Source organism: Mucilaginibacter sp. GW821-FHT07H05, assembly GCF_059418485.1.
The window spans coordinates 337,014-361,141 of the sequence record NZ_JBWKPY010000006.1 but is presented as its reverse complement, the minus strand read 5'-3'; the positions used below and the strand labels follow the sequence as shown (position 1 = coordinate 361,141).

The 24,128-nt window shown below is 45.4% G+C and carries 20 protein-coding genes; 9 read left to right on the top strand and 11 right to left on the bottom strand.

The features are described from left to right. The first annotated feature begins 38 nt into the window (after positions 1 to 38). The 5 genes from AC07M6_RS18050 to AC07M6_RS18030 all read left to right on the top strand — a co-directional run bounded on the left by AC07M6_RS18050 (position 39) and on the right by AC07M6_RS18030 (position 6,925). Entirely contained in the window at positions 39 to 455 is a 417-nt protein-coding gene (locus AC07M6_RS18050) for a 6-pyruvoyl trahydropterin synthase family protein (protein WP_494891974.1), read from the top strand. 8 nt (positions 456 to 463) lie between these two features. Beyond that, on the top strand, positions 464 to 1,105 hold the full coding sequence (gene folE / locus AC07M6_RS18045) for a GTP cyclohydrolase I FolE (protein ID WP_494891811.1): 642 nt from the start codon (positions 464 to 466) through the stop codon (positions 1,103 to 1,105). 117 nt (positions 1,106 to 1,222) lie between these two features. Next, positions 1,223 to 2,110 carry an ACP S-malonyltransferase gene (gene fabD, locus AC07M6_RS18040; RefSeq protein WP_494891810.1) on the top strand — a complete coding sequence of 296 codons (888 nt, stop codon included), beginning with the start codon at positions 1,223 to 1,225 and terminating at the stop codon, positions 2,108 to 2,110. Positions 2,111 to 2,202: 92 nt separating this feature from the next. Then, the gene (locus AC07M6_RS18035) at positions 2,203 to 5,934 is read left to right on the top strand and encodes a sensor histidine kinase (RefSeq protein ID WP_494891808.1); all 3,732 of its coding nucleotides are present in this window, start codon (positions 2,203 to 2,205) and stop codon (positions 5,932 to 5,934) included. Positions 5,935 to 6,025: 91 nt separating this feature from the next. Next, positions 6,026 to 6,925 (top strand): alpha/beta fold hydrolase, encoded by a 900-nt coding sequence (locus tag AC07M6_RS18030; protein WP_494891807.1) that lies wholly within the window; start codon positions 6,026 to 6,028, stop codon positions 6,923 to 6,925. A 100-nt stretch (positions 6,926 to 7,025) separates the two neighbouring features. On the opposite strand, the gene hflX is transcribed toward AC07M6_RS18030, so the two are convergent. Beyond that, the gene (gene hflX, locus AC07M6_RS18025) at positions 7,026 to 8,210 is read right to left on the bottom strand and encodes a GTPase HflX (RefSeq protein WP_494891806.1); all 1,185 of its coding nucleotides are present in this window, start codon (positions 8,208 to 8,210) and stop codon (positions 7,026 to 7,028) included. Between the two features lie 107 nt (positions 8,211 to 8,317). Between hflX and AC07M6_RS18020 the strand changes: the two genes are divergently transcribed. Further along, complete coding sequence (locus tag AC07M6_RS18020) at positions 8,318 to 8,557, top strand: DUF433 domain-containing protein (RefSeq protein ID WP_494891805.1); 240 nt, start codon at positions 8,318 to 8,320, stop codon at positions 8,555 to 8,557. Next, complete coding sequence (locus AC07M6_RS18015; RefSeq protein WP_494891804.1) at positions 8,547 to 8,900, top strand: DUF5615 family PIN-like protein; 354 nt, start codon at positions 8,547 to 8,549, stop codon at positions 8,898 to 8,900. Before AC07M6_RS18020 ends, AC07M6_RS18015 begins: the two co-directional genes overlap by 11 nt. Before the next feature lie 2 nt (positions 8,901 to 8,902). On the opposite strand, the gene AC07M6_RS18010 is transcribed toward AC07M6_RS18015, so the two are convergent. From AC07M6_RS18010 to AC07M6_RS17980, 7 genes are all read right to left on the bottom strand, one after another. Beyond that, positions 8,903 to 9,982, bottom strand: a complete 1,080-nt coding sequence (locus AC07M6_RS18010; RefSeq protein WP_494891802.1) for an alginate lyase family protein — start codon at positions 9,980 to 9,982, stop codon at positions 8,903 to 8,905. Positions 9,983 to 10,094: 112 nt separating this feature from the next. Further along, a complete protein-coding gene (locus AC07M6_RS18005; RefSeq protein WP_494891800.1) occupies positions 10,095 to 10,532 on the bottom strand; it encodes a low molecular weight protein-tyrosine-phosphatase in 438 nt (145 codons plus the stop codon). 89 nt (positions 10,533 to 10,621) lie between these two features. Next, entirely contained in the window at positions 10,622 to 11,410 is a 789-nt protein-coding gene (locus tag AC07M6_RS18000) for a S1/P1 nuclease (RefSeq protein ID WP_494891798.1), read from the bottom strand. 3 nt (positions 11,411 to 11,413) lie between these two features. Beyond that, a complete protein-coding gene (locus AC07M6_RS17995) occupies positions 11,414 to 11,992 on the bottom strand; it encodes a fumarate hydratase (RefSeq protein ID WP_494891796.1) in 579 nt (192 codons plus the stop codon). A gap of 210 nt (positions 11,993 to 12,202) precedes the next feature. Next, positions 12,203 to 13,600, bottom strand: coding sequence for a class II fumarate hydratase (gene fumC, locus AC07M6_RS17990; RefSeq protein ID WP_494891794.1), 1,398 nt, complete (start codon positions 13,598 to 13,600; stop codon positions 12,203 to 12,205). 136 nt (positions 13,601 to 13,736) lie between these two features. Continuing rightward, positions 13,737 to 14,867 carry a glycosyltransferase family 2 protein gene (locus tag AC07M6_RS17985; RefSeq protein WP_494891792.1) on the bottom strand — a complete coding sequence of 377 codons (1,131 nt, stop codon included), beginning with the start codon at positions 14,865 to 14,867 and terminating at the stop codon, positions 13,737 to 13,739. Continuing rightward, complete coding sequence (locus AC07M6_RS17980; protein ID WP_494891973.1) at positions 14,851 to 15,822, bottom strand: lysylphosphatidylglycerol synthase domain-containing protein; 972 nt, start codon at positions 15,820 to 15,822, stop codon at positions 14,851 to 14,853. The genes AC07M6_RS17985 and AC07M6_RS17980 overlap by 17 nt, the downstream gene beginning before the upstream one ends. A 267-nt stretch (positions 15,823 to 16,089) precedes the next feature. On the opposite strand from AC07M6_RS17980, the gene AC07M6_RS17975 reads away from it, so the two are divergent. Next, entirely contained in the window at positions 16,090 to 16,476 is a 387-nt protein-coding gene (locus tag AC07M6_RS17975; RefSeq protein WP_494891790.1) for a hypothetical protein, read from the top strand. A gap of 21 nt (positions 16,477 to 16,497) precedes the next feature. Here AC07M6_RS17975 and AC07M6_RS17970 read toward each other — a convergent pair whose 3' ends face one another. Both AC07M6_RS17970 and AC07M6_RS17965 read right to left on the bottom strand, forming a co-directional pair. Next, positions 16,498 to 19,392, bottom strand: coding sequence for a DEAD/DEAH box helicase (locus AC07M6_RS17970; protein ID WP_494891788.1), 2,895 nt, complete (start codon positions 19,390 to 19,392; stop codon positions 16,498 to 16,500). Between the two features lie 172 nt (positions 19,393 to 19,564). Beyond that, positions 19,565 to 20,500: a hydrogen peroxide-inducible genes activator gene (locus AC07M6_RS17965; RefSeq protein WP_494891786.1), complete on the bottom strand. Its 936-nt coding sequence runs from the start codon at positions 20,498 to 20,500 to the stop codon at positions 19,565 to 19,567. A 106-nt stretch (positions 20,501 to 20,606) separates the two neighbouring features. Here AC07M6_RS17965 and AC07M6_RS17960 point away from each other — a divergent pair, with 106 nt between their 5' ends. Continuing rightward, entirely contained in the window at positions 20,607 to 22,097 is a 1,491-nt protein-coding gene (locus tag AC07M6_RS17960) for a catalase (RefSeq protein ID WP_494891784.1), read from the top strand. Between the two features lie 96 nt (positions 22,098 to 22,193). Here the strand turns inward: AC07M6_RS17960 and glmS are convergent, their stop codons facing one another. After that, on the bottom strand, positions 22,194 to 24,029 hold the full coding sequence (gene glmS / locus AC07M6_RS17955) for a glutamine--fructose-6-phosphate transaminase (isomerizing) (protein WP_494891782.1): 1,836 nt from the start codon (positions 24,027 to 24,029) through the stop codon (positions 22,194 to 22,196). Positions 24,030 to 24,128 lie beyond the last annotated feature (99 nt).

The following is a 24,128-nucleotide window of genomic DNA, read 5'->3' as shown; positions in this document are numbered from 1 at the left end:
TTTTGTTTTTGTTATATTTGCACCCAATTATTGCTATGATGATATACATGACGCGCAAAGAACATTTTAACGCTGCACACCGGATGTACCGCGATGAATGGAGCGCCGAAAAAAACGCGGAAGTATTTGGTAAATGCGCTAACCCAAACTGGCATGGGCACAACTATAATTTGTTTGTAACCGTTAAAGGTAACGTTAGTTATGCAACAGGCTATTTAATTGACCTGAAAGAACTGAAGGTAATTATAAACGAGCGGGTAATAGAAAAGCTGGATCATAAAAACATTAACCTTGATGTTGATTTTATGAAAGGCAAAATGGCATCGACCGAGTTACTGTGTATCGAGATCTTTAACCAGTTAAAGGCCCCTATTGAGGCTTACGAAGGTGTATTTTTGCATTCCATTAAACTTTACGAAACCGAAAATAATTGCGCCGAGTACTTTGGCGATTAATTTTAAATATGAGTACTACACCATACCTGCCCGATGATGAGGATGATGAAATAATTGGCTACGCCAAGGTAGACCGTTATAACCCCGAACTGATCACCAGCCTATCGGCCCATTATAAAGAGATTTTAGTGCAGATAGGCGAAAACCCCGAACGCGAAGGCCTGCTGAAAACGCCCGAGCGCATTGCCAAAGCCATGTTGTACTTAACCCAGGGTTACGATCTGGATGCCAAAGCCATCCTTGGCTCGGCCTTGTTTAAAGAAGATTACAGCCAGATGGTGGTAGTAAAGGATATAGAAGTATACTCGATGTGCGAGCACCACATGCTGCCGTTTTTCGGCAAGGCGCATATTGCGTATATCCCCAACGGGCATGTAGTTGGCTTAAGCAAAATACCGCGTGTGGTTGATGTTTACGCCCGCCGCCTGCAGGTGCAGGAGCGCTTAACTAACGAGATACGCGATTGCATCCAGGAAACCCTGCAGCCCGTAGGCGTAGGCGTGGTAATGGAATGCCGCCACCTGTGCATGTGTATGCGTGGTGTGCAAAAGCAAAACTCGGTAACTACCACATCGGCCTTTACCGGCGGCTTTTTGCAGGAAAAAACAAGGGCGGAATTTCTCAATCTCATTTCTTCGAAATTGAGTTGAGAAATTAGTGATTGGAGATTAGTTAATTAGTGATCAGGCTTTAAAAGACAACTACTTAACTAATCTCTAATCACTAATTAACTGATCACTAATTAACTAATCTCTAATCACTAAACAATGAAAGCATACATTTTCCCGGGCCAGGGCGCACAGTTTGTGGGTATGGGCAAGGATATATACGAGCAGAACGAAGAAGCCAAAGCCTTATTTGAGCGGGCTAATGATATTTTAGGTTTCCGCATTACCGATATCATGTTTGACGGAACGGTAGAGGAGCTGAAAGAAACAAAGGTTACCCAGCCGGCTATCTTTTTGCATTCGGTAATATTAGCCAAAGCCTTAGGCGATGATTTTCAACCCGAAATGGTGGCAGGGCATTCCCTGGGCGAGTTTTCGGCGCTGGTATCGGCCGGGGCCTTAAATTTTGAGGACGGACTGCGTTTGGTGGCCGCGCGTGCCAATGCTATGCAAAAGGCCTGCGAGCTGCAACCATCAACCATGGCGGCTATTTTGGGTTTGGATGATTTTACGGTAGAAGATATTTGCCACCGCGTAAGCGATGTAGTGGTGCCGGCTAATTATAACTGCCCGGGGCAATTAGTAATATCAGGCAGTATTGCCGGTGTAGACAAGGCTTGCGAACTGCTGTTAGCCGCGGGCGCCAAGCGTGCCTTAAAACTAAATGTGGGCGGCGCGTTCCACTCGCCATTAATGGAAGCCGCCAGGGTTGAACTGGCAGCAGCTATTGAAGGTACCGAAATTAAAGCGCCGGTTTGCCCTATTTATCAAAACATTGATGCCAAACCGCAAACCGATCCGGCGCAGATCAAACACAACCTGATAGCCCAGTTAACGGGGCCGGTACGCTGGACACAAACCGTACTGCATATGCTGGAGGACGGAGCCACCTCGTTTACCGAAGTTGGCCCTGGCAATGTGTTACAGGGGCTGGTTAAAAAGGCCGACCGTAACGCAGTTACCGCCAGCGCCGCACTGCCACAATAAAATAAATTAAAAAAGCCGCAAACTAAAGCGGCTTTTGTTTTTTATAAATAGTTTTATACCTGATATTACTTACAGGCTAACAACGACACTTATTGACCACATCTGCAAAAATACGTTTACTGCTGGCTATTGTTTGCGCCACCTTTTTACTAACGGCCGTTATCGTTAAACGAACGTTTACGCCCAAAGTAAACCTGGCGCAAACCGGGGCAATTGTGCAAAACAACCTCAATAAAAAGGAAGCCTACATTAATCAGTTCATCAGCACCAAAAGGGGGATGGACCGGCTAAAAAGCCTGGCAGATGGTAATCAAAACGATGCTTTAGATTTTATACAGGATTTTACGGCCGATAAACACATCTGGGTTTATACCTATATCAACAATCAGCTTAAGTTTTGGAGCGGCGTAAAAATCATGCCCGGCAATCCGGATAGGTTTCAGGAAGGGATCAGTTTTGTTAACCTGGCTAACGGCTATTACCAGGTAGTTAAAAAAACCGAGGGTAATTTTAAAGTGGTATTTTTATCCCTGGTAAGGTACACCTACCCTTTTCATAACCGTTATTTACATAACAATTTTGAAAGGACCTTATTAAGTGATGATAATATAGATATTGCCGATTTTACCGATAAGTTGGTTTATCCCATTCATTCGTTAAACAACACCTACCTGTTTTCGATTAAGCTAAAACCCGGCAACATTAACCACCGGTTTTATTATTTCGAGGTTATTTTATGGCTTTTAGGTTTTCTTACCCTGTGTATACTGATACATAATATCTGTAATTACATTGCAGGTAAAGGTTATGCGCTGTTATCGTTTGGGGTGCTGGCCCTTTTTATTTTTATATGCAGGTATATCAACCTTTTTTGGGGCTTTCCAAACCTGAGTAATTTTGAAGTTTTCAGTCCCAAACTTTACGCTTCAAATACGCTGTTCCCCTCCCTTGGCGATTTTTGCATCAATACCCTGCAAGCCTGCTGGCTGGCCGCGTTTGTGTATTATCACCGGCATAAAATTATACGCGGGCAGGTAAGTAAAGCAATGGCTTATGGTATAGTTGCGGTTTGTAGCGCGGGCCTGGTTATACTGGCTACCGTGCTTTTAAATTTATACCACGGCCTGGTCATTAACTCCAGTATCAGTTTCGATGTAACCAATGTGTTCAACCTGTCGGGTTTTAGTTTGCTGGGGGTTTTAATGCTTTGTTTTAGTTACTTAACGTTTTACCTGTTAAATGATACACTGCTGATCATTACCCGGCGCCTAACCATCCCTGATAAACATAAGGCCCTTATATTTTCGGGCTTTATCCTGGCTGCTACCCTGATGACGGTTATCCAGCACGATACCAGCATGTTTTACATCCTTGCAGGCCTGTTTACGCTGGTAAGGGTATATTCGGTTTGGTATGGCAATGGTAAGCTTACGGCTGCGTCGTTTTTAATTTTAATAGCCGTGTGTTCTGTAATATCTACCATAAAGCTTAAACACTTTCAGCACATAAAGGAAACAGAAGTGCGCAAGGTGCTTATACAAAAGCTGGAGATAGGTGATGATGACACCGCCGATTCGGCATTCCATAAAATTGAAAGGCAGATCATCGCCGACCGGGGCACCATTATCTATTTCGGCACCCAAAACCGTAATGATGATTTCCTGAAAAACAACCTGCAAAAAACCTATTTTGATGGTTACTTAACCAAATATGATTTAAAGGTATATGCCTTTAACAACGCCGGCGAGCCTATTACCAGCGATAAAACCTACCTGCTGAACGACTTTAAGGACATGGTGGCCTACAGTTCGGTTAAAAAGGTAACCGATTTTTTCTATTACGAAAATAATGATACAGGCTATCAAAGCTATTTTGCCATACTACCGGTTAAGGATGGCGATAACGATTTGGGCAGTGTGGTGTTACGCCTTAAATCCAAGCCGCTGCTGGCCGAAAGCACCTTTCCTGAGCTGCTTGTTAATGGCGAGATAAAATCGGATGCGGCATTTAAAGATTACTCCTATGCCTATTACAGTGATAACCATTTGGTGAACCAAAACGGTAAATTTGCCTATGGCTTGTACAATTATGAACTGAAGGGACAGCTCAAAAAATACGTCACTAAAAAAACCAGGCCGCTTGATACTAAACTGTACAAGCCGCTGGCCCGTTTTAACCACTTAATTTATCAGCCAAGCAAACGCATCACTATTGTAGCAAGCCGCGAAGAAGATCCTATTGCACAAAACGTAACATCCCTCACTTTCTTTTTTGTAACGCTGCTGGCTTTTAGCGCGGTTGTTGTTTTTATATCCTGGTTGTGGACACGCATCCGTATATTCAATATCAAAAACCAGCAAATAAAATGGGGTTTTAAATTTAATATCGATAAGATATTGTATCGCAGCCGTATCCAATTCTCGGTTATATTTACGGTAGTGTTTACGCTGCTCATCATCGGCGTCATTACTTTCCAGGCTATCCGTGCCCAGTATAAGGAACAACAGGAAGAAATGATCCGCGATAAAATAACCCGTATAGGCGGTGTATTTGAGGTTGGCCTGCAAAAAGACGATTACAGCAGTACACAGGCAGGGCAGGTAAAATTTAATGAGTTTGCCAATACCTACCTGGTAGATTTAACGCTGTTTAGCAAATACGGGATACCGTTGATAACCACCCAGCCCAAAATTTATGATTACGAGCTGCTGGCACGCCGTATGAACCGGCGCGCTTTTATTAACATGAATAAATTGCAGCGGTCGGTATTTTTAAACGACGAACAAATTGGCGATCTGAAGTTTAAAGCGGCATACGTACCTATCAGGGATGCGCGTAATGTTACTATGGCCTATTTGCAGCTCCCTTATTTTAGTAACGAAGCCGATTATAACAACCGCATTGGTTCCCTGCTGAATGCGATGATAAATGTTTACGCGCTGGTATTTATTGGCATAGGCTTGTTTGCCGTAGTTATTGCCCGGCAGATCACCTCGCCTTTAACACTGATACAACATAATCTGAGTAAAACCATCTACGGACAAAAGAACGAGCCTATAGTTTGGAACCGAGATGATGAAATTGGCGCACTGGTGAAGGAGTATAACAAAATGATTGCCGAACTGGAAAACAGCGCGCAGCGCCTGGCCCAGTCTGAAAGGGAAACTGCCTGGCGCGAAATGGCCAAGCAGGTGGCGCACGAAATTAAGAACCCGCTTACCCCCCTTAAGTTGGGGCTGCAATTGCTGGATAAAGCCTGGAAGGATAAAGACCCGAAGTTTGACCAGAAGTTTGAGCGTTTCAGCAAATCGTTTGTGGAGCAGATAGAGAGCCTGTCGTCTATTGCTTCGGAGTTTTCGGCTTTTGCTAAAATGCCGGATACCAAGCTGGAAAAAGTGAATCTGTTTGATATCATCGGCCAGGCCGTGATCATTTTTAAACAGATGGATAACGTAACTATCAACCTGCAAACCGGCGACCCGTTCTTTATCCGCGCCGATCGCGACCAGCTATTGCGCTGCTTTAATAACCTGCTTAAAAATGCCATTGAAGCCATCCCCGATAACCGGCCGGGCATGATCAGCATTACTCATAAAATAACTTCGGGGCATGTATTAGTCATTGTTGCCGATAACGGCAATGGGATCCCCGAAAACCTGCGCGAAAAGATCTTCGCGCCAAACTTTACCACCAAAAGTTCGGGGACGGGGCTTGGGTTGGCCTTTGTTAAAAACTCTATCGAAAACGCCGGCGGCAAAGTTTGGTTCGAAACAGAAATAGGTAAGGGCACTACTTTTTATTTGAATTTGCCGGCTACCGCATAATGTTAATTTAGGTTAAACCTGTCTGTAATTACCGTATCCCCAAAAACAAATCCGATATTGAGGTGGTTAATTCAATCATCATATCATCGCCATGAAATCACTGTTTTATCTCTTATCAGCCACCATTTTATCTGCAGGAATGTTATCCTGCAGCCATAACAAAACCAACTTAACCGCGGCAGATACCGCTAAAACCACCATACACCATAACGGAGTTAATATCGCGTATACCGATACCCGCAATACCAGCGACACCACCCTGCTTTTTGTACATGGCTGGGCTATTAACAAAGGTTATTGGAAAGACCAGGTATCTTATTTTGGTAAAAGATATCGCGTTGTGGCTATCGACCTGCCGGGCTTTGGCCAATCGGGCAAAAACCGAAAGCAGTGGGATACCCAAACCTTTGCCGGCGATGTAGACTCGGTGATTAAAGCATTGGATTTGAAAAAGGTGATCCTGGTAGGGCATTCCATGTCGGGCGATATTGTGTTGCAGGCTGCTATTGATAACCCCGATAAGGTGATAGGGTTGGTTGGGGTTGATAACTTTAACAGCCCCGGCGCCCCGCAAACCGAACAATCCAAAAAAGAATATGCGGCGGCCATTATACAACTGAAACAACATTTTAAGCAAACGGCCTTTGCCTGGTTTAACCAGGAGCTATTCTCTAAAACTACCTCTAAAGAAATACGCGAACGGGTGCTGAACGATGTAGCCAAAGCCGATTCGGTAATTGCCGTAGCCTGCCTGGAAAACGGCAATGATTTTAAAGAGATAGACAAACTAAAAGAAGCCGGTAAAAAATTATACCTGATCAATAGCGATATGCACCCGGTAGACAGCACCTATCTGCTGGCCAACAAAATCCCGTATCATATCTATATTGTACCGGGCAGCGGGCATTTCCCTATGGTAGAACACCCTAAGGTATTTAATATGCAGCTTGATCACGTGATCGGGGATATAAATCACCCCCTAACCCCCTAAAGGGGGAATAAATATGCAGATGTGCGAATATAAAAATATGCAGATTAAGAAATGTATCAATAAATCCGAAATGACTCCCCCTTCAGGGGGTCGGGGGGGCTCAATACAACAACTGATCATATGGATACCTTACCGTATGTAAAGCGATCACCTTATCGTACAACAACTTCCTGAACTCATCTACATTCTCCTTTTTAAGGGCCGAGATAAATATGGCCGGACTATTGTTTTTACCCATCCAGCTTTGCTTAAACTCTTCTAAAGTAAGCGGGGTGGCCGGGTCTTCCTCGTGCGTTGGTTTAGGCTGGTAAGCGTCTATTTTGTTAAACACGGTGATCATCGGCTTATCTATAGCACCCATATCTTTCAGGGTTTCGTTTACGGTGCGAATCTGGTCTTCAAAATTAGGATGCGATACATCAACTACGTGTACCAGGATATCAGCCTCGCGCACCTCATCAAGGGTAGATTTAAAGCACTCTACCAAATGATGCGGTAACTTGCGGATGAAACCAACCGTGTCTGACAGTAAGAACGGCAGATTATCGATCACCACTTTGCGCACGGTAGTATCCAACGTAGCAAACAGCTTGTTTTCGGCCAGGATCTCTGATTTGGAGATCATATTCATAATGGTAGATTTACCCACGTTGGTATAGCCCACCAAAGCCACACGAATCAGCTGATTACGGTTTTTGCGCTGCGTCTCGTTCTGCTTATCAATCAGCTTCAGTCGCTCTTTTAGCAGTGCTATTTTGTTCAGGATCAAACGCCTGTCCGTTTCAATTTGCGATTCACCCGGGCCGCGCATCCCGATACCACCCTTTTGGCGCTCTAAGTGCGTCCATAAACGGGTTAGGCGGGGTAATAAGTATTGCAATTGCGCCAGTTCCACCTGTGTTTTTGCCTGGGCCGTTTGGGCGCGGTTAGCAAAGATATCCAGGATCAGGTTACTGCGGTCCAGGATCTTTACCTGCAGCTCACGTTCAATATTACGCAGCTGCGATGGGGAAAGCTCATCATCAAAAACAACAATATCTATCTCTTCCGATTTCACAAAATCACGGATTTCTTCCAGTTTACCCGAATGTACAAAGGTAGCCCTGTCGGGTTTTAACATGCGCTGGGTAAAACTGCGCACGGTCAGTCCGCCGGCAGTCATTACTAAAAACTCCAGTTCTTCCAGGTACTCACGGGTTTGCTCTTCGCTTTCGCCCGGGGTAATAATGCCTACCAGTACAACTTTCTCCTGCTTCACAGCAGTATCATAAAATTTTTGCTTCATTAATAAATGTTATTAGTGCAAAGGTAATGTTAAAATATTTAGTGTTTAATTTTGAATAACAAACCATTACCGATTTTGCTTAACTTTATATTTTAAACGTTGTTGGTATGAAAAATGATACACAGTTATTAAGCCGGATAACACTGGTGCCTGATTTATTAGGTGGAAAACCAACCATCCGTTCTATGCGTTTTTTAGTGAGTGATATTTTGGAATTACTTTCAACCGGGATGCATGATGATGAAATATTAGAACAACACCCAATTTTAGAAAAAGAAGATATTCAGGCTGCCTTATTGTATGCTTCGCTTAAAATGAAAAATACCGTTATAATTCATGCCGCATAACAATTGGGAAATTTGGTTGGATACTCAGATCTCACCAATAATTGCTAAATGGATGACTGAATATACCGGGATAGTTGTTAAATCATCCTATATTCTCTCGTTAAATACATTAACAGATACCGCTATTTACGAAAAAGCGAAAGCTGCCGGCAATGTGATCATTATATCCAAAGACGCGGACTTCCATGAATTAATTAGCCGGTTAGGCTCACCTCCAAAACTGATCAATCTTAGGAAAGGCAATAGCGATAATCGCTTATTATGGGAGTTTTTAAAACCCAATATAAATCACGCTATAAATATTCTTGCATCTTCGGATGTTGATATTGTTGAGCTTGACTAAGGTTACCGCCTCACCTTATTCAGCACCAGCTGCCAATCGGGATAACTCTCATCCGTTGCTTTCAGTTTCTGGATCAGGTTAATGGCATCCGGATAAAAATATTCAACCAATAGCAGTACGCCCATACCACTTTTTGGCTCGAACAGGGTACCGGCTTTGTAGCCCTTTTCGCCATTATCGGCACGCTTTTTATCAAAGGCTACCTTGCTGTTTACAAACTCGCCGTGGGTTTTGGCGCCGGTGATAAAGGGCAGCAGCCACTCGGTCGATTTTTTGATGGAGGTTTGCTCGGGCGACTCATAACTATAATAATCCACACCGGTAGCACGCTTAATAATAATAGCCAGTTTGGTTAGCGGCTCCAGGTCGTAGGTATGATAATGCAAGGCATCGCGCAGCAAAAAATCAATGCTGGAACCATCAGGTAACAGGTTTCTGCCAATTTGGGTTTTGATGCCGGCCGTAGCGAAATCAATAAACTTTTTGTCGTTTAGGGCAAAGCCTATTTCGCCTACTTCCTTTAACCGGTGCGAGTGCCAGTTATTGTATGATGTTTCCCGTCCGATCTTCATTTTGTTGATCTCCATCTGGGCGGTTTGTGCCAGCCAGCCGGTAATCAGCTTGTTATTAGCAGGGTCTATATCAGCCTTAATCAAATCGTAAGCCTCTACGGCCGGGTCAAGGTTGGTATCATCTATCGGGTCGCCATTGGGTACGTTTTTTTGCGACCATGCCGCCAAAAACTCAACTGCTTTGTTCAGGTACTTTTTGTCGCCGGCGGTACGGTATACCAAAGCCAGCGTGTACATTTTGCGCATATCTTTAAAAGCGGCTTGTGTGGCTATTTTTTGCGGGTCGCCCTGCAGGCGGCCTTCGGTATGGATGGTATCAATTGGGTTAGGGCTATCGTTCAGCGCGGCATCAGCTGCTTTTTGTATTTCACTGAAACGGGCCTTAGCCGATGCATCTGTACTGCACAACTTTTTCAATGTGCCTATCTCGGCTTTATTTAAACTTACAAATTGGGCATGGGCCGAAACCGCGCAAAATGCCAGCGCGGCAAACAAGTATATTTTCTTCATTATGGGCAGGGTTATAATTGGTATGAAGATATAAAAGCCAAATGGTTTAACGGCAGGAAATATTATTTGCGAATTAGCTTTTTGCTAAACTATATATGCCGGTATAATGGCCTTATTTATCACGGTACTGACTGATAATTTTTTTACAACCGCGCTCAATTAAATCAAAAGCTTCATCAAACAAATTGGTATAATATGGGTCGGGCACTTCCTGATCGCCCAGTAGCAGCTTTACCTTTTGGGCATCTTCCTGATTGCGGGCCATGGCTAAAATATTGGCCCGGTTACTTTTATCCATCACCAGTATCAGGTCAAACCGGTCAAAATCACCTATGCGGAATAACCGGCATACCTGCCCGCTGATATCTATCCCGCGACTGCGCGCCACACGCACCGAGCCATGGTGCGGGCCTTCGCCAACGTGCCAGTCGCCTGTCCCGGCCGAATCGATCTGCCAATCCAACCCTTCCTGTTCTGCAAGGTGCTGCATAATACCCTCCGCCAGCGGCGAACGGCAGATATTACCGAGGCAAACCATTAGGATCTTCATGCTTAATAATTATGTGCAAATGTGCGTATATGCAAATGTGCAGATGATGGAACTAATTTGCATATCTGCACATTTTCGCATTTGCACATTTATTTAAATATCTCGTTCAATACCCCGGCTAACCTTACACCGCCTTTTAGCAGCTGCTGGTTCAGGATATCTATATGGCTGAAATTATACTTATAGCTCAGCGTTTCGCCGGGTTTGGTATCGGTGTAAATTTTTTCGGCCAGCTGGCTGCTTTCATATAACCAGGTGCTGATAGGCGCTTTTTGCCATTCGGCGCGCTGGGCTGCGGTGGTGTGATTGATAGCAGCGGTGTATTCGGTATAGCTTAACTCCTGAAAGTTGATCAGTTCGGTATCCCAGATGCTGTGCATATTGGTGGGTTTGCTAAACCAGTTCACTTTAAAATCGTTGCCGCCTTTATCATCCTTATGGGCAGTATGCATCGGCTGGTGCACGTCTTCCACAATATGGATCAGCATGCGCAGGTAAAGCAATTTATTCTCTTTAGTGGTTGATGGCTTTTTTAATTCGGCTATCAGGAAATTTAGCTTGGTATAGGCATCTACTTCGGTATCCTTAGCCAGGTATTCATTCATTTCGGCCTGGCTCATTGCCTTATCAAAATCAACAAAATGCCAGTTGTATAAATAGCTGTACGATGGGTCCGACTTAATAAAATCGGCCCAGTTGCTGGCCATAGCTACCGATTCGTTACCTAATATCTGTTTTACGGCCAGTTTGGCTTTAGGCGTTAAGTAGCTGTAAGCAATTTCGCCGCTGATGCGGTGCCCGTTGGTGCCCCAGGCAAACGTGGTAAAAGGCAAACAAAACAGGATGGCTAATGCGCCAAATTTTCTGAATATTTTCATATGCTAAAGTGGTTTTTGCGTGCAGGTTGTTTTTTTTATCAGATGTAAATTGACAGGTATAACGCTTGATGTGCCCGATAGTTGTACCAGCGAATCCGTTTTTTTGCTGATCTTAAAAACCTCTTCGTAGGGCCCCGTGCGGAAACAATTCATATCGGTTTTCAGGGTATAATCGGCATTGCAAAACTGGCCTTTTAAAAACAGCGTGTCGTTGCGTTGCCGGTAGCCCCCCCTGATGTATTCGGCCCAATGCCCTTTGCTCATGCAGGTATCGCCGCCGTAATTTACTTTACTGGAATTATCAATCTTCACAAAAAACGAATCACAATCAAAGCGGATACTATAACGCGAAAACGTAACCAGCTTTTGCTGCAGCGCGCTGCTATCCTGCCGCCACTCGCCTTGCAGATATACTTCGCCCTTACCTTGCAGGTTGGGGTTGAAGCTGCAGCTTGCCAGTGTTAAAGCTCCAAGTAGTCCGAAAGTCCGGAAGACCGAAAGTCCGGAAGATGACCTGTCACCCTGAGCTTGTCGAAGGGTGCGTGCGCAGGCCTGCCCGCCATGGTTCGACAGGCTCACCATGACACCCCTTTTTGAGGCGAAAGCTAAAAGGTAAAGGGCGCGCGCTTTGTGCATGTATTTATTAAAGGATTGCAGCCGCTCGGCTCCAGCCGAGTGGCAACTATTTCCCGGCCTCCGGCCGTTATTGCGATTAAATCCTATTTAACTTCGGCCGGAGGCCGGATAATAACGGTCACTCGGCTGGAGCCGAGCGACTGCATTAGTTTTAGCTTACTTCAATCCGCCAATCATATCTTCGGGCCTAACCCATTGGTCAAACTGCTCGCTGGTGAGCAGTTCCAACTTCATGGCGGCTTCGCGTAACGACAGGTTTTCTTTCAGCGCTGTTTTAGCAATTTTGGCCGCGTTCTCGTATCCAATATGCGGGTTAAGCGCAGTTACCAGCATCAGCGAGTTTTCCAGGTGCTTTTTAATACCCGCGTAATTTGGTTCGATACCCGCCGCGCAATGATCATTAAACGACACACAGGCATCGCCAATCAGGCGTGCCGATTGCAGGAAGTTGGCTGCCATTACCGGTTTAAACACGTTCAGTTCATAATGCCCGTTCGACCCACCGATAGAGATCGTTACATCGTTCCCCATTACCTGGGCGGCAACCATAGTTACGGCTTCGTTTTGGGTAGGGTTAACCTTACCCGGCATAATAGATGAACCCGGTTCGTTATCGGGGATATGGATCTCGCCGATCCCTGAGCGCGGGCCCGAGGCCAGCATACGGATATCGTTAGCGATCTTCATCAGCGATACGGCTATTTGTTTCAGCGCGCCGTGGGTTTCCACAATGGCATCGTGAGCGGCCAGCGCTTCAAATTTGTTCTCGGCGGTGATAAACGGCAGATTGGTGAATTTGGCAATATATTCGGCTACCAGCACATCATAACCCGCGGGGGTGTTAATGCCGGTACCTACGGCTGTACCGCCTAAAGCTAATTCCGACAGGTGCGCCAGTGTATTCCGCAAAGCGCGCAGGCCATGGTCCAGTTGCGATACATAGCCCGAAAATTCTTGTCCTAAGGTAAGCGGCGTAGCATCCATCAGGTGCGTACGGCCAATTTTTACCACGCTTTTAAAGGCCTCGGCTTTTGCTTTCAGCGTATCACGCAATTTCTCCACACCCGGTATAGTTACATCGATCACCATTTTATAGGCGGCAATGTGCATGGCGGTAGGGTAAGTATCGTTTGATGACTGCGATTTGTTCACATCATCATTAGGGTGGATAAAGGTTTTGCCCTCGCCCAGTTGATGGCCTTGTAATACGTGCGCACGATTGGCTACCACCTCGTTCACGTTCATGTTACTTTGTGTGCCCGAGCCTGTTTGCCAGATCACCAGCGGAAATTCGCTGGCCAGCTTGCCTTCCAGTATCTCATCGCAAACCTGTGCTATCAGGTCGCGTTTTTCGGCTGATAAAACGCCCAGATCGGTATTGGTATAGGCTGCCGCTTTTTTCAGGTAAGCAAAGGCATCTATAATTTCCACGGGCATTGATGCCTCGGGACCAATTTTAAAATTATTGCGCGATCGTTGTGTTTGCGCGCCCCAGTATTTGTCGGCAGGTACTTGTACCTCGCCCATGGTATCGTGTTCAATTCTGAAACTCATGGCAGTATTAAAATTTGGCGCAATTTATGGTTTTAAGGCGAAAGCGGAAAGAAGATTAGCTGTAAAAGCTAAGCTACACTCGTTATTATATGCTATTATCTGCTTGTAACAACGAGTGGATAAAACCGACGGTTGGCTATCGCACCATGCGCCCCTTCCAGGCGTATTTGCCGGTATTGCCCATAATGCCAATATAAACCACATAAATAATATGCAGCGGCGCCACTATGCTGATCAATAAGATGAGCCCGGCACGTTTAAAGAAACCAAGCACTGGCATCAGGAATATGATCTCGAACAAATATTTCAGACCGATTTGCAGCAGGAACAGTTGGAAGAAATAGCTATCATAGAAACTTAACGAGGCATTTACAATCAACAGCAGGTTAAAAAGCCACATGCTTACCGCCAGCGCGATGATCTTTTTATCCTTATACTTGGTTGATTTGGATGCCCAGCGGCGCCTTTGCTGTAAAAAGCTTTCCAGGTTGTGTTTGGCATGGGTATAAACGATGGCGTCCCGGTTTTTTAAAAAACCAATGCGACCAGGAAAACGGGCGGCTACTTTTTGCAGCAGCAGTTCATCATCTCCCGATGCCAGATCATCTATCCCGCTAAACCCGCCTACCTCGTAAAAGGTGTCCTTACGATAAGCCAGGTTGGCGCCGTTACAGGTTGACGCCCGGTTATTGCCGATAAACGATGCCCCGATACCGATCAGGAACGAGAACTCCAGTGTCTGCATCCGCTCGAACAAGGTTTTTTCCTCAAAATAAGTTACCGGCGACGAGATCATCAGCATGCCCTCTGCTTCAAAATATCCCACAATGGTGGATAGCCATTTAGGGCCCATGCGGCAGTCGGCATCGGTGGCCACCATCAGGTTGCCGGTTGAGCGGCGGATGGCTTCGGCAATGGCTTTCTTTTTATAGGAGTTTAATACCTGTCCGGCTTCCAGTTGCAACAGCTTAACGCCGCGGTTAGCATAACTGCTGATAATGGCAGCGGTGTTATCGGTAGAGTGGTCGTCTACAATAATGATCTCCGTCAGATCGTGCGGGTAATCCTGTGCCAGCAGGTCTTCTATCGTGGCACGGATGTTTTTTTCTTCATCCCGGGCCGCTATCAGGACGGTTACCCTGGTATGGAAGGGGCCGGGATTAATTTGCGGTTGTTTAAGCGATGCCCAGCCTTTTATCAGGTAGGTTACAATAACCAGGTATAGCCCGGTAAGCAAGAGCGATATAATACTATAGATTGTTATCAAAAAACTTAAGTTTAAAAACAAAAACAGAGCCTAATATAGCAGGAATGATCAGGTTTATGAGCCAAATAGAAGTAACTGCCGCCATAACCGCTATTTTTTGATCGGTTACATAGGAAAAAAGTGTACCTGCCGTAAGATTGCGTACGCCGACATCCAGCAAATCAAGCGAGGGCAGGGCCGATTGGATAAAGAACAGGATGAATACCATCATCAATACATCATAAATCGGGATCTGCGGTATCAGTAAGTGGATCACCAGATAGTACTGGAATGAGAATACCGCGAAACGCGCCAGGCAATAGCCCATAATACGCAGCAATTCGGTAAACTGATAACGCCCCATAATATCAAAAAAGCGGTGGAACTTGTGCAGGAACTTTACACTGTTTAGCAAAGCAACCATCCACCTGATATTAAAATAGAACAGCAGCATCAGCAGCATAAATACTGCTGAGATGATCACCAGGCCAATATACAGCCACGCATTCATATGCAGGAAACACCAGATGAACCACATCAGGGAGGCGGCCCCCACCACATTAGTAATCACATTTTGCCCGAACGAGCCGACCGCCATGGCAAATACACCGTGTATGCGCCTGCGTTGTGGTAAAAACATCACCCGGCCGCCATACTCGCCAATGCGGTTGGGAGTAAATACTGCCCAGGTAAGCCCGCAAAAAACAGCTTCAATGGCTTTCCATAAGGTAATGTGCGCGAGCCGCTGGGCAAGGTATTTCCATTTGGCGGCCTCCAGCACCCAGTTAACCAGCATCAGCAAAAATACAACAGTCATGATGCCAATGGCCCAGGCACGGTTAATATTGCCCATCAGGGCTTCAAACTGCTGCAAGTCGTGATTGTTATTTAGCCGGCGATAAATAAACACGAAAGCCAGCAGGAGAATGCCGGCCTTAATTAAATAGGAAATTATTTTTTTAGTAGTACTACTCAACACAGGTATTTTGCGCAATGTTACGGGAAAAGTATGAAAGACCGTGGGATTGGCTGGTTTAAATTGAAACTTTTGCCAATGGCTGGCCTTTTATTCCAGGTGATTTTGTTCCCGCTTTAAATGGTTTATCATTTTCATGGTATTAATACAAGGATTAGCCGGTAATTGTTTGGCAAAACACAATTGTCTGATCCGGCCGTTAATACCATGGCATTGTAGCGTTTATTAGGTTACCATCGTAATACTTATAATTTAATACTTTTAACTATGCGTAACTATTTATTGATTACCGGTTGTTTATGCCTGATGATTTTAAGCACCTCCTGCAAAAAAGGAAAAACCACGCCCGTTGGTATCTTTAAAGGTAAGGTTGTGCTAATAGGCTGCGGCGTAGTTGCAATTGATATTGAAGGGGCAACCGGCACAGGCGGCGGTGTAGTGTGGACATCCGGCGGCGTCACTTACAACAATGCCGTAACGGCAAAAAACTTTTGTTATATCGTTGATAGAAATGTAAAAAACGGAGATACGATTACATTTAATATTACTACAGAAAACGTTTCACCCGGCCCAAATTGCGCTGTACCCCAATGCTATATTAGTGGCCCCATTAGCAGCCCGGTATATGTAACCGATGTTGTAATTGTAAACTGAAGAAATAATCGCCTTCAGAAATCAGGCTAATATATCCCTGATATCTTCGGCCGTCAGGGTCTTAATAAAACTTTCTTCGGTAGTGATCAAAGCACGCGCTACACTAAGTTTGCGTTGCTGCAGGGCCAGTATCTTTTCCTCTACCGAATCTTTGGTGATAAATTTATAGATAAACACGTTTTTGGTTTGCCCGATGCGGTGCGTGCGGTCGATAGCCTGTTGCTCAACCGCAGGGTTCCACCATGGGTCAAGGATAAACACGTAATCGGCCTCGGTTAGGTTTAAGCCAACGCCGCCGGCTTTTATCGATATCAGGAACACCTTGGTTTTCTCATCTTCCTGGAAACGTTTAACAATTTCGCCGCGGTTTTGGGTGCTGCCGTCCAGGTAAGTATAGCTGATGTTTTCCTCGTCGAAATAGCGGCGGTAGATTTGCAGCTGTTTTACAAATTGCGAGAAGATCAGCACTTTGTGGCCCCCATCAAGCACGTTGCTCAGGGTGTGCACTACGTCTTCAAACTTACCACTGTCACCTTCGTATTCCTCGTCAATCATACTTGGATGATTAGCAATCTGGCGTAGCTTAATCAACCCCTGCAGTACCTGCATTTGTGCCTGGGCAAAAGTGCCGTCCTCCAAACTCTTCAGTAACTCGTTTCGGTATTCCGATTTTACTTTTTCATAAACAGATGCCTGCTCATCGCTCATTTTAGAGTAGAACAGGTGCTCGGTTTTTGGCGGCAGTTCGGTTGCCACCTGCTCTTTGGTGCGGCGCAGTACAAAGGGTTTAATAATGGCCTGCAGCTTACGGGCTTTATCCTCGTCTTTCTTTTTCTCTATCGGTGTTACAAACTCGTTCATGAAAAACTGCTGGCTGCCCAACAGGCCCGGGTTAATAAACGACATTTGTGTCCACAGATCATTTACCGAATTCTCTACCGGCGTACCGCTCAGGATCAGTTTAAAGCGCGATTTTAATTGCTTAACCGCCTGGTACGATTTGGATGAGGGGTTTTTAATATTCTGGCTCTCATCTAAAATCACATAATCAAAAAAGAACGATTTAAACAGCTCGATATCGATGCGACTGATACCGTAAGTGGTAACCACCACATCGTAATTGCCAAATACTTCGGGGCTTTTATACCGGAACGCGCCCGTATGCACCATCATTTTTAGCTGCGGCGTAAACTTTTTGGCCTCGTTTATCCAGTTATATATCAGCGAGGTAGGCATAATCAGCAACGATGTGCTTTTGCCTCCCGCGGCTTCGGTATCTTCTTTGTTTTTTTGCAGCAGGGCCAGGGTTTGTATGGTTTTGCCCAAGCCCATATCATCGGCTAAGCAGCCGCCAAAATGGTACTCCCGCAAAAAGTGGAACCAGTTATAACCCGCCTGCTGATAGGGCCTTAAACTGCCCGAAAAATTAACCGGCATAGGCACGTTGCCCACTTCTTCAAACTCGCTCAGCTTTTGCAGTTTGCGGTTCATGGCAATGCCGGCCAGTTCGCCTTCGGCCAACTCGGTGATCAGGCCAAGATGGTGCTTGCGCAGTTTCAGTTCGTGCCCGCTCTCGGCAAAATGCAACAGGTTGCCATATTGCGAAAACCATTTTTCGGGGATCACCGCTATTTCGCCGGATGGCAAAATAAATTCCTTTTTGTGGTTAAGGATATGATTGCGCAATTCCATAAACGGAATTTTATAGGGCCCGAAGTGTACTACGGCGTAAATATCAAACCAATCGTTACGCTCGGTTACTTCCAGGTCTATTTTGCTGTTGCCAAACAGGTAGCGTTTTTGTCCGTCGGGTTGCTCAATTTCAAATCCGTCATGTACCAGTTGGTCGTGATGCTGGTTCAGCCATTCAAAAATGGAGAACGATTGATCGGCATCCGCGTCGCCATTATTCACTTCCAGATTTTGAAACAGCGAGGAAACCGTTTTCAGCCCCAGTCCTTCCAGTTCTGCCAGCTTATTCTTCTCCCAGGTTACCGAGCGTTTAATCCGGTGGAAAATATACTCATCCCCATCCTTATCAATCCGTACCGATACATGCCTGCCATCCCCATAAGGGAAAATATAACCGGCGTATTTAAAGCATAATTGTATTTGCGATGTACCGCCCGGCACATATATGGGTTTAAGGATGGGCACAGCTTCGTACTTCTCTGTATTAATGGTAAAGCCCTCGGCATAAACCGAGTGCTTTTCTATCAGTGGGGCCACAAATTTTTCGAAGTATGATTGTTCAGACGATCGCGGGATGGCGATATAACGTTTGTTGAGGAACGGCACCAGCTTTTTGCCCTCTATCTCCTTATCAAAATAATACAGGGTATCATCCAGTATCATCCAGGCCGGGTGGTTACAAATGATCTCGGCGTTTTTGAACATAAATTCTATTCGCAGGCCCTGGTATTTAATAGTGGGGAAGTACCGGATCTCCTCGTCATCGCGGCGGAAATGGAACAGTACCGATGCCGCTTCGGCGGCTATATGCAGTTTTTTGCCTGCCGGATAACCCTCCTTGCTCATCTGGTAAATTTCCTTATCGTGCAGCAGGTTAAGCGCTTCTACCATCTTCTTCTCCATTTTGGGGCGGATGGTATCAAACAGTTGTTCGTTAAAGATCTTACCAAAAAACTCGAAGGGACGTACAGGCTTTTTATAATATTTTTTAATGATATTACCCTGTTCCAGCTCTTCTAATATCTTAATTAATTTAATATCGGTATCATCCAAGCAGCTGGTAAATTCCTTGGCTGTATTGCTGAATAAGCGCTGGTGGGTAAGGGAAAATTCGCCGTTGGGGTTTAACTGAACAACGTGAGGCTCAATCACGTACGACAGATATTCATGCCGGGCAATGGCATAAATAATTTGGCAAGGTTTGCTGCTGTCTACGCGTAACATGTGCTTCAGGTAAAAAATTTATTGAAGCTACATCAACAAAAAATTCAAACATAATCAGAATTTGTTTCAATAAAAAGCTTTTGCCGTTAAAAAATTGTTAACAATGCACATCATTGATTAACAATTTGGTTTAGAGGTAACACTGGCGGCCCTTACATCGGCCTAAGCTGTTCTAAATATCAATGATCTCTTTCTTCTTACGGCTGCGCATCCGCTTGGGCACAAATTCCAGGATCTCGTTTTTCAACGCCTCTATCATACGGCGCTTTAAAAAATTACGCTGTATCACCAGGCTTACCTCGCGCGCCGGCTCGGGCGATTTAAAATAGCGTACCCGGTCAAGCTGTTTATCAGATAGTTCCGAAAGGGCCAATTCGGGCAATATGGTTGCGCCGTTGTTTTGATCAACCATGCGTTTCAGGGTTTCCACACTGCCGGTATTATACTCAAAATGCAGAAAGCTTTGGGTGGTTTTGCGGCGCTGGCAAATATTCAGCACCTGCTCGCGCATGCAATGGCCCTCGTTCAATACCCATATTTCTTCAGGGTCGATATCATCGGGGATAATGTGCTTCTTTTTATACAGCTTACTGCTTTTGGAAGTGTAGGCCACAAAGTTCTCGTAAAAAACGGGGATCTCGGTCAGGTTAGCCTCATGCAGCGGGGTAGACAGGATGCCACAATCTATCAGCCCAAGTTTTAACTCCTGGATGATCTGCTCGGTGGTTTGCTCCCACACCACCAGCTTTACCGCGGGATACTTGTCTATAAACTTGGTGATAATACGCGGCAGCAGGTAAGGCGATACCGTGGGTATAATACCGATCTTTAATTCGCCCGACAGTTCCTTCTGCCGGTCGCTTACTATTTCCTTTATCTTTTGGCTCTCGGCCAGCAACACACGGGCCTGGGCAATAATTTCTATACCTATTTCGGTAGGTACAACGGGCTGCTTGCTGCGGTCAAAAACCTTTACACCCAGGGTATCTTCCAGTTTTTGCAATTGCATGCTAAGCGTAGGTTGGGTTACAAAACATTTTTCGGCAGCCAGCACAAAATTGCGGTAAGTATCCACCGCCACCATGTATTCCAGTTGTACAAGTGTCATATCATATAGTTTTACTCTATACAAAGATAGTTATTATTGATTTTTTCTATAACTTTTTTATGCTGAAGTTTGATATATACTTAACCAGCTACAAATTAATACTACTATGGAACCTAAAAAGAAGCTAACCACTGCATCGGGTATTCCTTATGCCGAGAACGAGAACAGTATGACTGTTGGCCCACGCGGCCCGATATTGTTACAGGACTTTATCCTGCACGAAAAAATGGCGCACTTTAACCGCGAACGTATTCCCGAGCGGGTAGTACACGCCAAAGGGTCGGGCGCTTATGGTACGCTAACCATTACACACGATATTACCCAATATACCCGGGCCAAAGTATTTAGCCAGGTGGGTAAACAAACCAGGCTATTCCTGCGCTTCAGCACGGTAGGCGGCGAAAAGGGATCGGCCGATACGGAGCGCGACCCACGCGGTTTTGCCATTAAATTTTATACCGAAGATGGCAACTGGGATTTGGTAGGCAATAACACCCCGGTATTTTTTGTGAAAGACCCGAAGAAGTTTGGCGATTTTATCCATACCCAAAAACGCGATCCTTATACCAATTGCAAAAGCGCTACCATGATGTGGGACTTTTGGTCGCTTAACCCGGAGAGCCTGCACCAGGTAACTATTTTAATGAGCGACCGCGGCACACCCTATGGTTACCGACATATGGATGGCTTTGGCAGCCATACCTTCTCGCTCATCAATGCAAAAAACGAGCGCTTCTGGGTGAAGTTTCATTTTAAAACACAGCAAGGCATTAAAAACTTTACTGATGAGGAAGCCGGCGATATGCGCGGTAAAAATCCCGACTTTGCCCAGCACGATCTGCTGACCCATATTGATAACGGCGATTTCCCGAAATGGAGCATGAAGATACAGGTAATGCCCGGGGCGGACGCCCAAACATACCATATCAACCCATTTGACCTAACCAAGGTTTGGCCGCATGGTGATTACCCGCTGATTGATGTTGGGATACTGGAATTGAATGAAAATCCTGATAATTATTTTGCCCATGTGGAGCAGGCTGCCTTTGCCCCCGCCCATGTGGTTGATGGTATAGGTTACTCTCCTGATAAAATGCTGCAGGGCCGGATATTGAGTTACCCCGACGCGCACCGCTACCGCCTGGGTGGTAATTACGAGCAGATACCGGTAAACAGGTGCCCTTTTATGGTAAACAACTACCAGCGCGACGGGCAAATGGCTGTTAATGGCAATCATGGTTCGGCGCCAAACTATTTCCCTAACAGCTTTGATGATATTGAAGCCGATGCCAGTTACAAAGAGCCGGCCCGGGATTTAAATAGCCAGGTAGCCGATTGGTACGATCGGAATGCCGAAGGCGAAAATGACCATTACACACAGCCCGGCAATTTATACCGGTTGATGAGCCCCGAAGCAAAGGCCGACCTGATCAAAAACATTGTCCATTCGATGAAAGGGATTGATGGGCCAAAGAAAGAATTGATCACTAACCGCCAGCTTTGCCACTGGTTTAGGGCCGATATGGGCCTGGGTATGGCTATTGCCAAAGGCCTTGATTTGAACCTACAGGAAACAATGGCGCATATGCCGGGTTAAGTCTTAAGTTTAAAGTCGAAAGGCCTAAGTCTAAAGCATGAATGCTGTGGACTTAGGCCTTTATATTTGGTGGACTATTGACTTTAAACTTAAGACTTACTCCACCGTTACCGACTTTGCCAAATTGCGTGGCTGATCTACATTACAGCCCCGCATAACGGCAATGTAATAAGATAATAGCTGTAGCGGTATGGTAGCCAGCAACGGCACAAACGCCTCGCCGGTTTGCGGTATTTCTATCACGTATTCGGCCATGTCCCTAACCGTGGTATCGCCTTCGGTTACAATGGCTATTACGCGGCCCCCACGGGCTTTAACTTCCTGGATATTGCTCACCACTTTTTCATACGATGAATGTTTAGTAGCGATAAATATCACCGGCATATCCTCGTCAATCAGGGCTATAGGGCCGTGTTTCATCTCGGCAGCGGGATAGCCTTCGGCATGGATATAGGAGATCTCTTTCAGCTTTAAAGCGCCCTCAAGCGCAACCGGGAACGAGCTGCCCCTGCCCAGGAACAGGCAGTTGGTAGAATCTTTAAACTTATCGGCAATTATTTTTACCTGATCGCTTGATTTTAGCGCGCGTTCTACCAGTTCAGGAATTTCGTCCAGCTCTGTCAGGTATTCCACCATTTTACTTTGTGTAATAGTACCGCGTTGCTGTGCAATATAAAAAGCCATCAGCGTAAGTACGGTAACCTGAGCCGTGAAGGCTTTTGTTGATGCCACACCTATCTCGGGGCCGGCATGGGTATAAACGCCGGCATGGGTAGTACGTGGTATGGATGCCCCTACCACATTGCATATCCCAAAAATGGTAGCGCCTTTTTCCTTGGCCAGTTCAATAGCGGCCATGGTATCAGCCGTTTCGCCTGATTGTGAAATGGCAATTACCAGGTCTTTTTCAGATATAATAGGGTTACGGTACCTGAATTCGGAAGCATATTCTACTTCAACAGGTACACGGGCATATTCTTCAATCAGGTATTCGCCTACTAAACCCGCATGCCATGATGTACCGCAGGCCACAATAATAATACGGTCGATATTTTTCAGCTTCTCTACATACTCTTTAATGCCGCCAAGCTGCACTTTACCGCTGGCCGGATAGATACGGCCACGCATACAATCGCGGATGGAGCGTGGCTGCTCGTATATTTCCTTCAGCATAAAGTGGTCGTAACCGCCTTTTTCCAGCATCTCCAGCTGTAAGTTCAGCTTTTGGATATAAGGGATCTGTATGGTATTATCAATGTTTTTGATCAGCAGATCATCGCGGTGAATGTAAGCTATCTCGTTATCATTCAAATAAATCACATTTTTGGTATACTCTACAATTGGCGTAGCATCCGATGCGATAAAGTATTCGCCTTTACCAACACCTATTACCAATGGGCTGCCTTTACGTGCAGCTATCAGCAGGTCGGGGTCGTCCTGGCTCATAATTACAATAGCGTAGGCGCCTATCACTTTATTTAAGGCTATACGCACGGCTTCCTGCACATCAAGGCCGGTTTCATGCTGGATATCTTCAACCAGGTGTATTAAAACCTCGGTATCTGTATCGCTTTTAAAAACATGACCTTTGCTTAATAACGCTTCTTTTATTACCGAATAGTTTTCGATAATACCATTATGGATAATGGTTAATTTGCGGTTGCCTGATGAGTGCGGGTGCGAGTTACGATCGCTTGGTGCACCATGAGTGGCCCAGCGGGTATGCCCCATACCGATGGCGCCTTTAACGCCTATATCCTTAACAAAGTTTTCCAGATCGCTAACCTTGCCTGCTTTTTTATAAACTTTAAGATCCTTATCCAGCAGGGCAATACCGGCGCTGTCATATCCGCGGTATTCCAGGCGGCGCAAGCCTTTTATAATAATGGGGTAAGCATCTCTGTATCCTATGTAACCTACAATTCCGCACATAAAAAAATCACCGTTAAATTTTAAACTAATGCATTAACAAAAAAGCATGCAAATTATTTTGCTAAAGTATATAAATAATAAATCCCCTTAGCGGGGATT

Coding starts and splice junctions, on each gene's coding strand:
- AC07M6_RS18050 (WP_494891974.1), top strand. CDS start 39: ATGATATACATGACGCGCAAAGAACATTTTAACGCTGCACACCGGATG.
- folE (WP_494891811.1), top strand. CDS start 464: ATGAGTACTACACCATACCTGCCCGATGATGAGGATGATGAAATAATT.
- fabD (WP_494891810.1), top strand. CDS start 1,223: ATGAAAGCATACATTTTCCCGGGCCAGGGCGCACAGTTTGTGGGTATG.
- AC07M6_RS18030 (WP_494891807.1), top strand. CDS start 6,026: ATGAAATCACTGTTTTATCTCTTATCAGCCACCATTTTATCTGCAGGA.
- hflX (WP_494891806.1), bottom strand. CDS start 8,210: ATGAAGCAAAAATTTTATGATACTGCTGTGAAGCAGGAGAAAGTTGTA.
- AC07M6_RS18020 (WP_494891805.1), top strand. CDS start 8,318: ATGAAAAATGATACACAGTTATTAAGCCGGATAACACTGGTGCCTGAT.
- AC07M6_RS18015 (WP_494891804.1), top strand. CDS start 8,547: ATGCCGCATAACAATTGGGAAATTTGGTTGGATACTCAGATCTCACCA.
- AC07M6_RS18010 (WP_494891802.1), bottom strand. CDS start 9,982: ATGAAGAAAATATACTTGTTTGCCGCGCTGGCATTTTGCGCGGTTTCG.
- AC07M6_RS18005 (WP_494891800.1), bottom strand. CDS start 10,532: ATGAAGATCCTAATGGTTTGCCTCGGTAATATCTGCCGTTCGCCGCTG.
- AC07M6_RS18000 (WP_494891798.1), bottom strand. CDS start 11,410: ATGAAAATATTCAGAAAATTTGGCGCATTAGCCATCCTGTTTTGTTTG.
- AC07M6_RS17995 (WP_494891796.1), bottom strand. CDS start 11,992: ATGGTGAGCCTGTCGAACCATGGCGGGCAGGCCTGCGCACGCACCCTT.
- fumC (WP_494891794.1), bottom strand. CDS start 13,600: ATGAGTTTCAGAATTGAACACGATACCATGGGCGAGGTACAAGTACCT.
- AC07M6_RS17975 (WP_494891790.1), top strand. CDS start 16,090: ATGCGTAACTATTTATTGATTACCGGTTGTTTATGCCTGATGATTTTA.
- AC07M6_RS17970 (WP_494891788.1), bottom strand. CDS start 19,392: ATGTTACGCGTAGACAGCAGCAAACCTTGCCAAATTATTTATGCCATT.
- AC07M6_RS17965 (WP_494891786.1), bottom strand. CDS start 20,500: ATGACACTTGTACAACTGGAATACATGGTGGCGGTGGATACTTACCGC.
- AC07M6_RS17960 (WP_494891784.1), top strand. CDS start 20,607: ATGGAACCTAAAAAGAAGCTAACCACTGCATCGGGTATTCCTTATGCC.
- glmS (WP_494891782.1), bottom strand. CDS start 24,029: ATGTGCGGAATTGTAGGTTACATAGGATACAGAGATGCTTACCCCATT.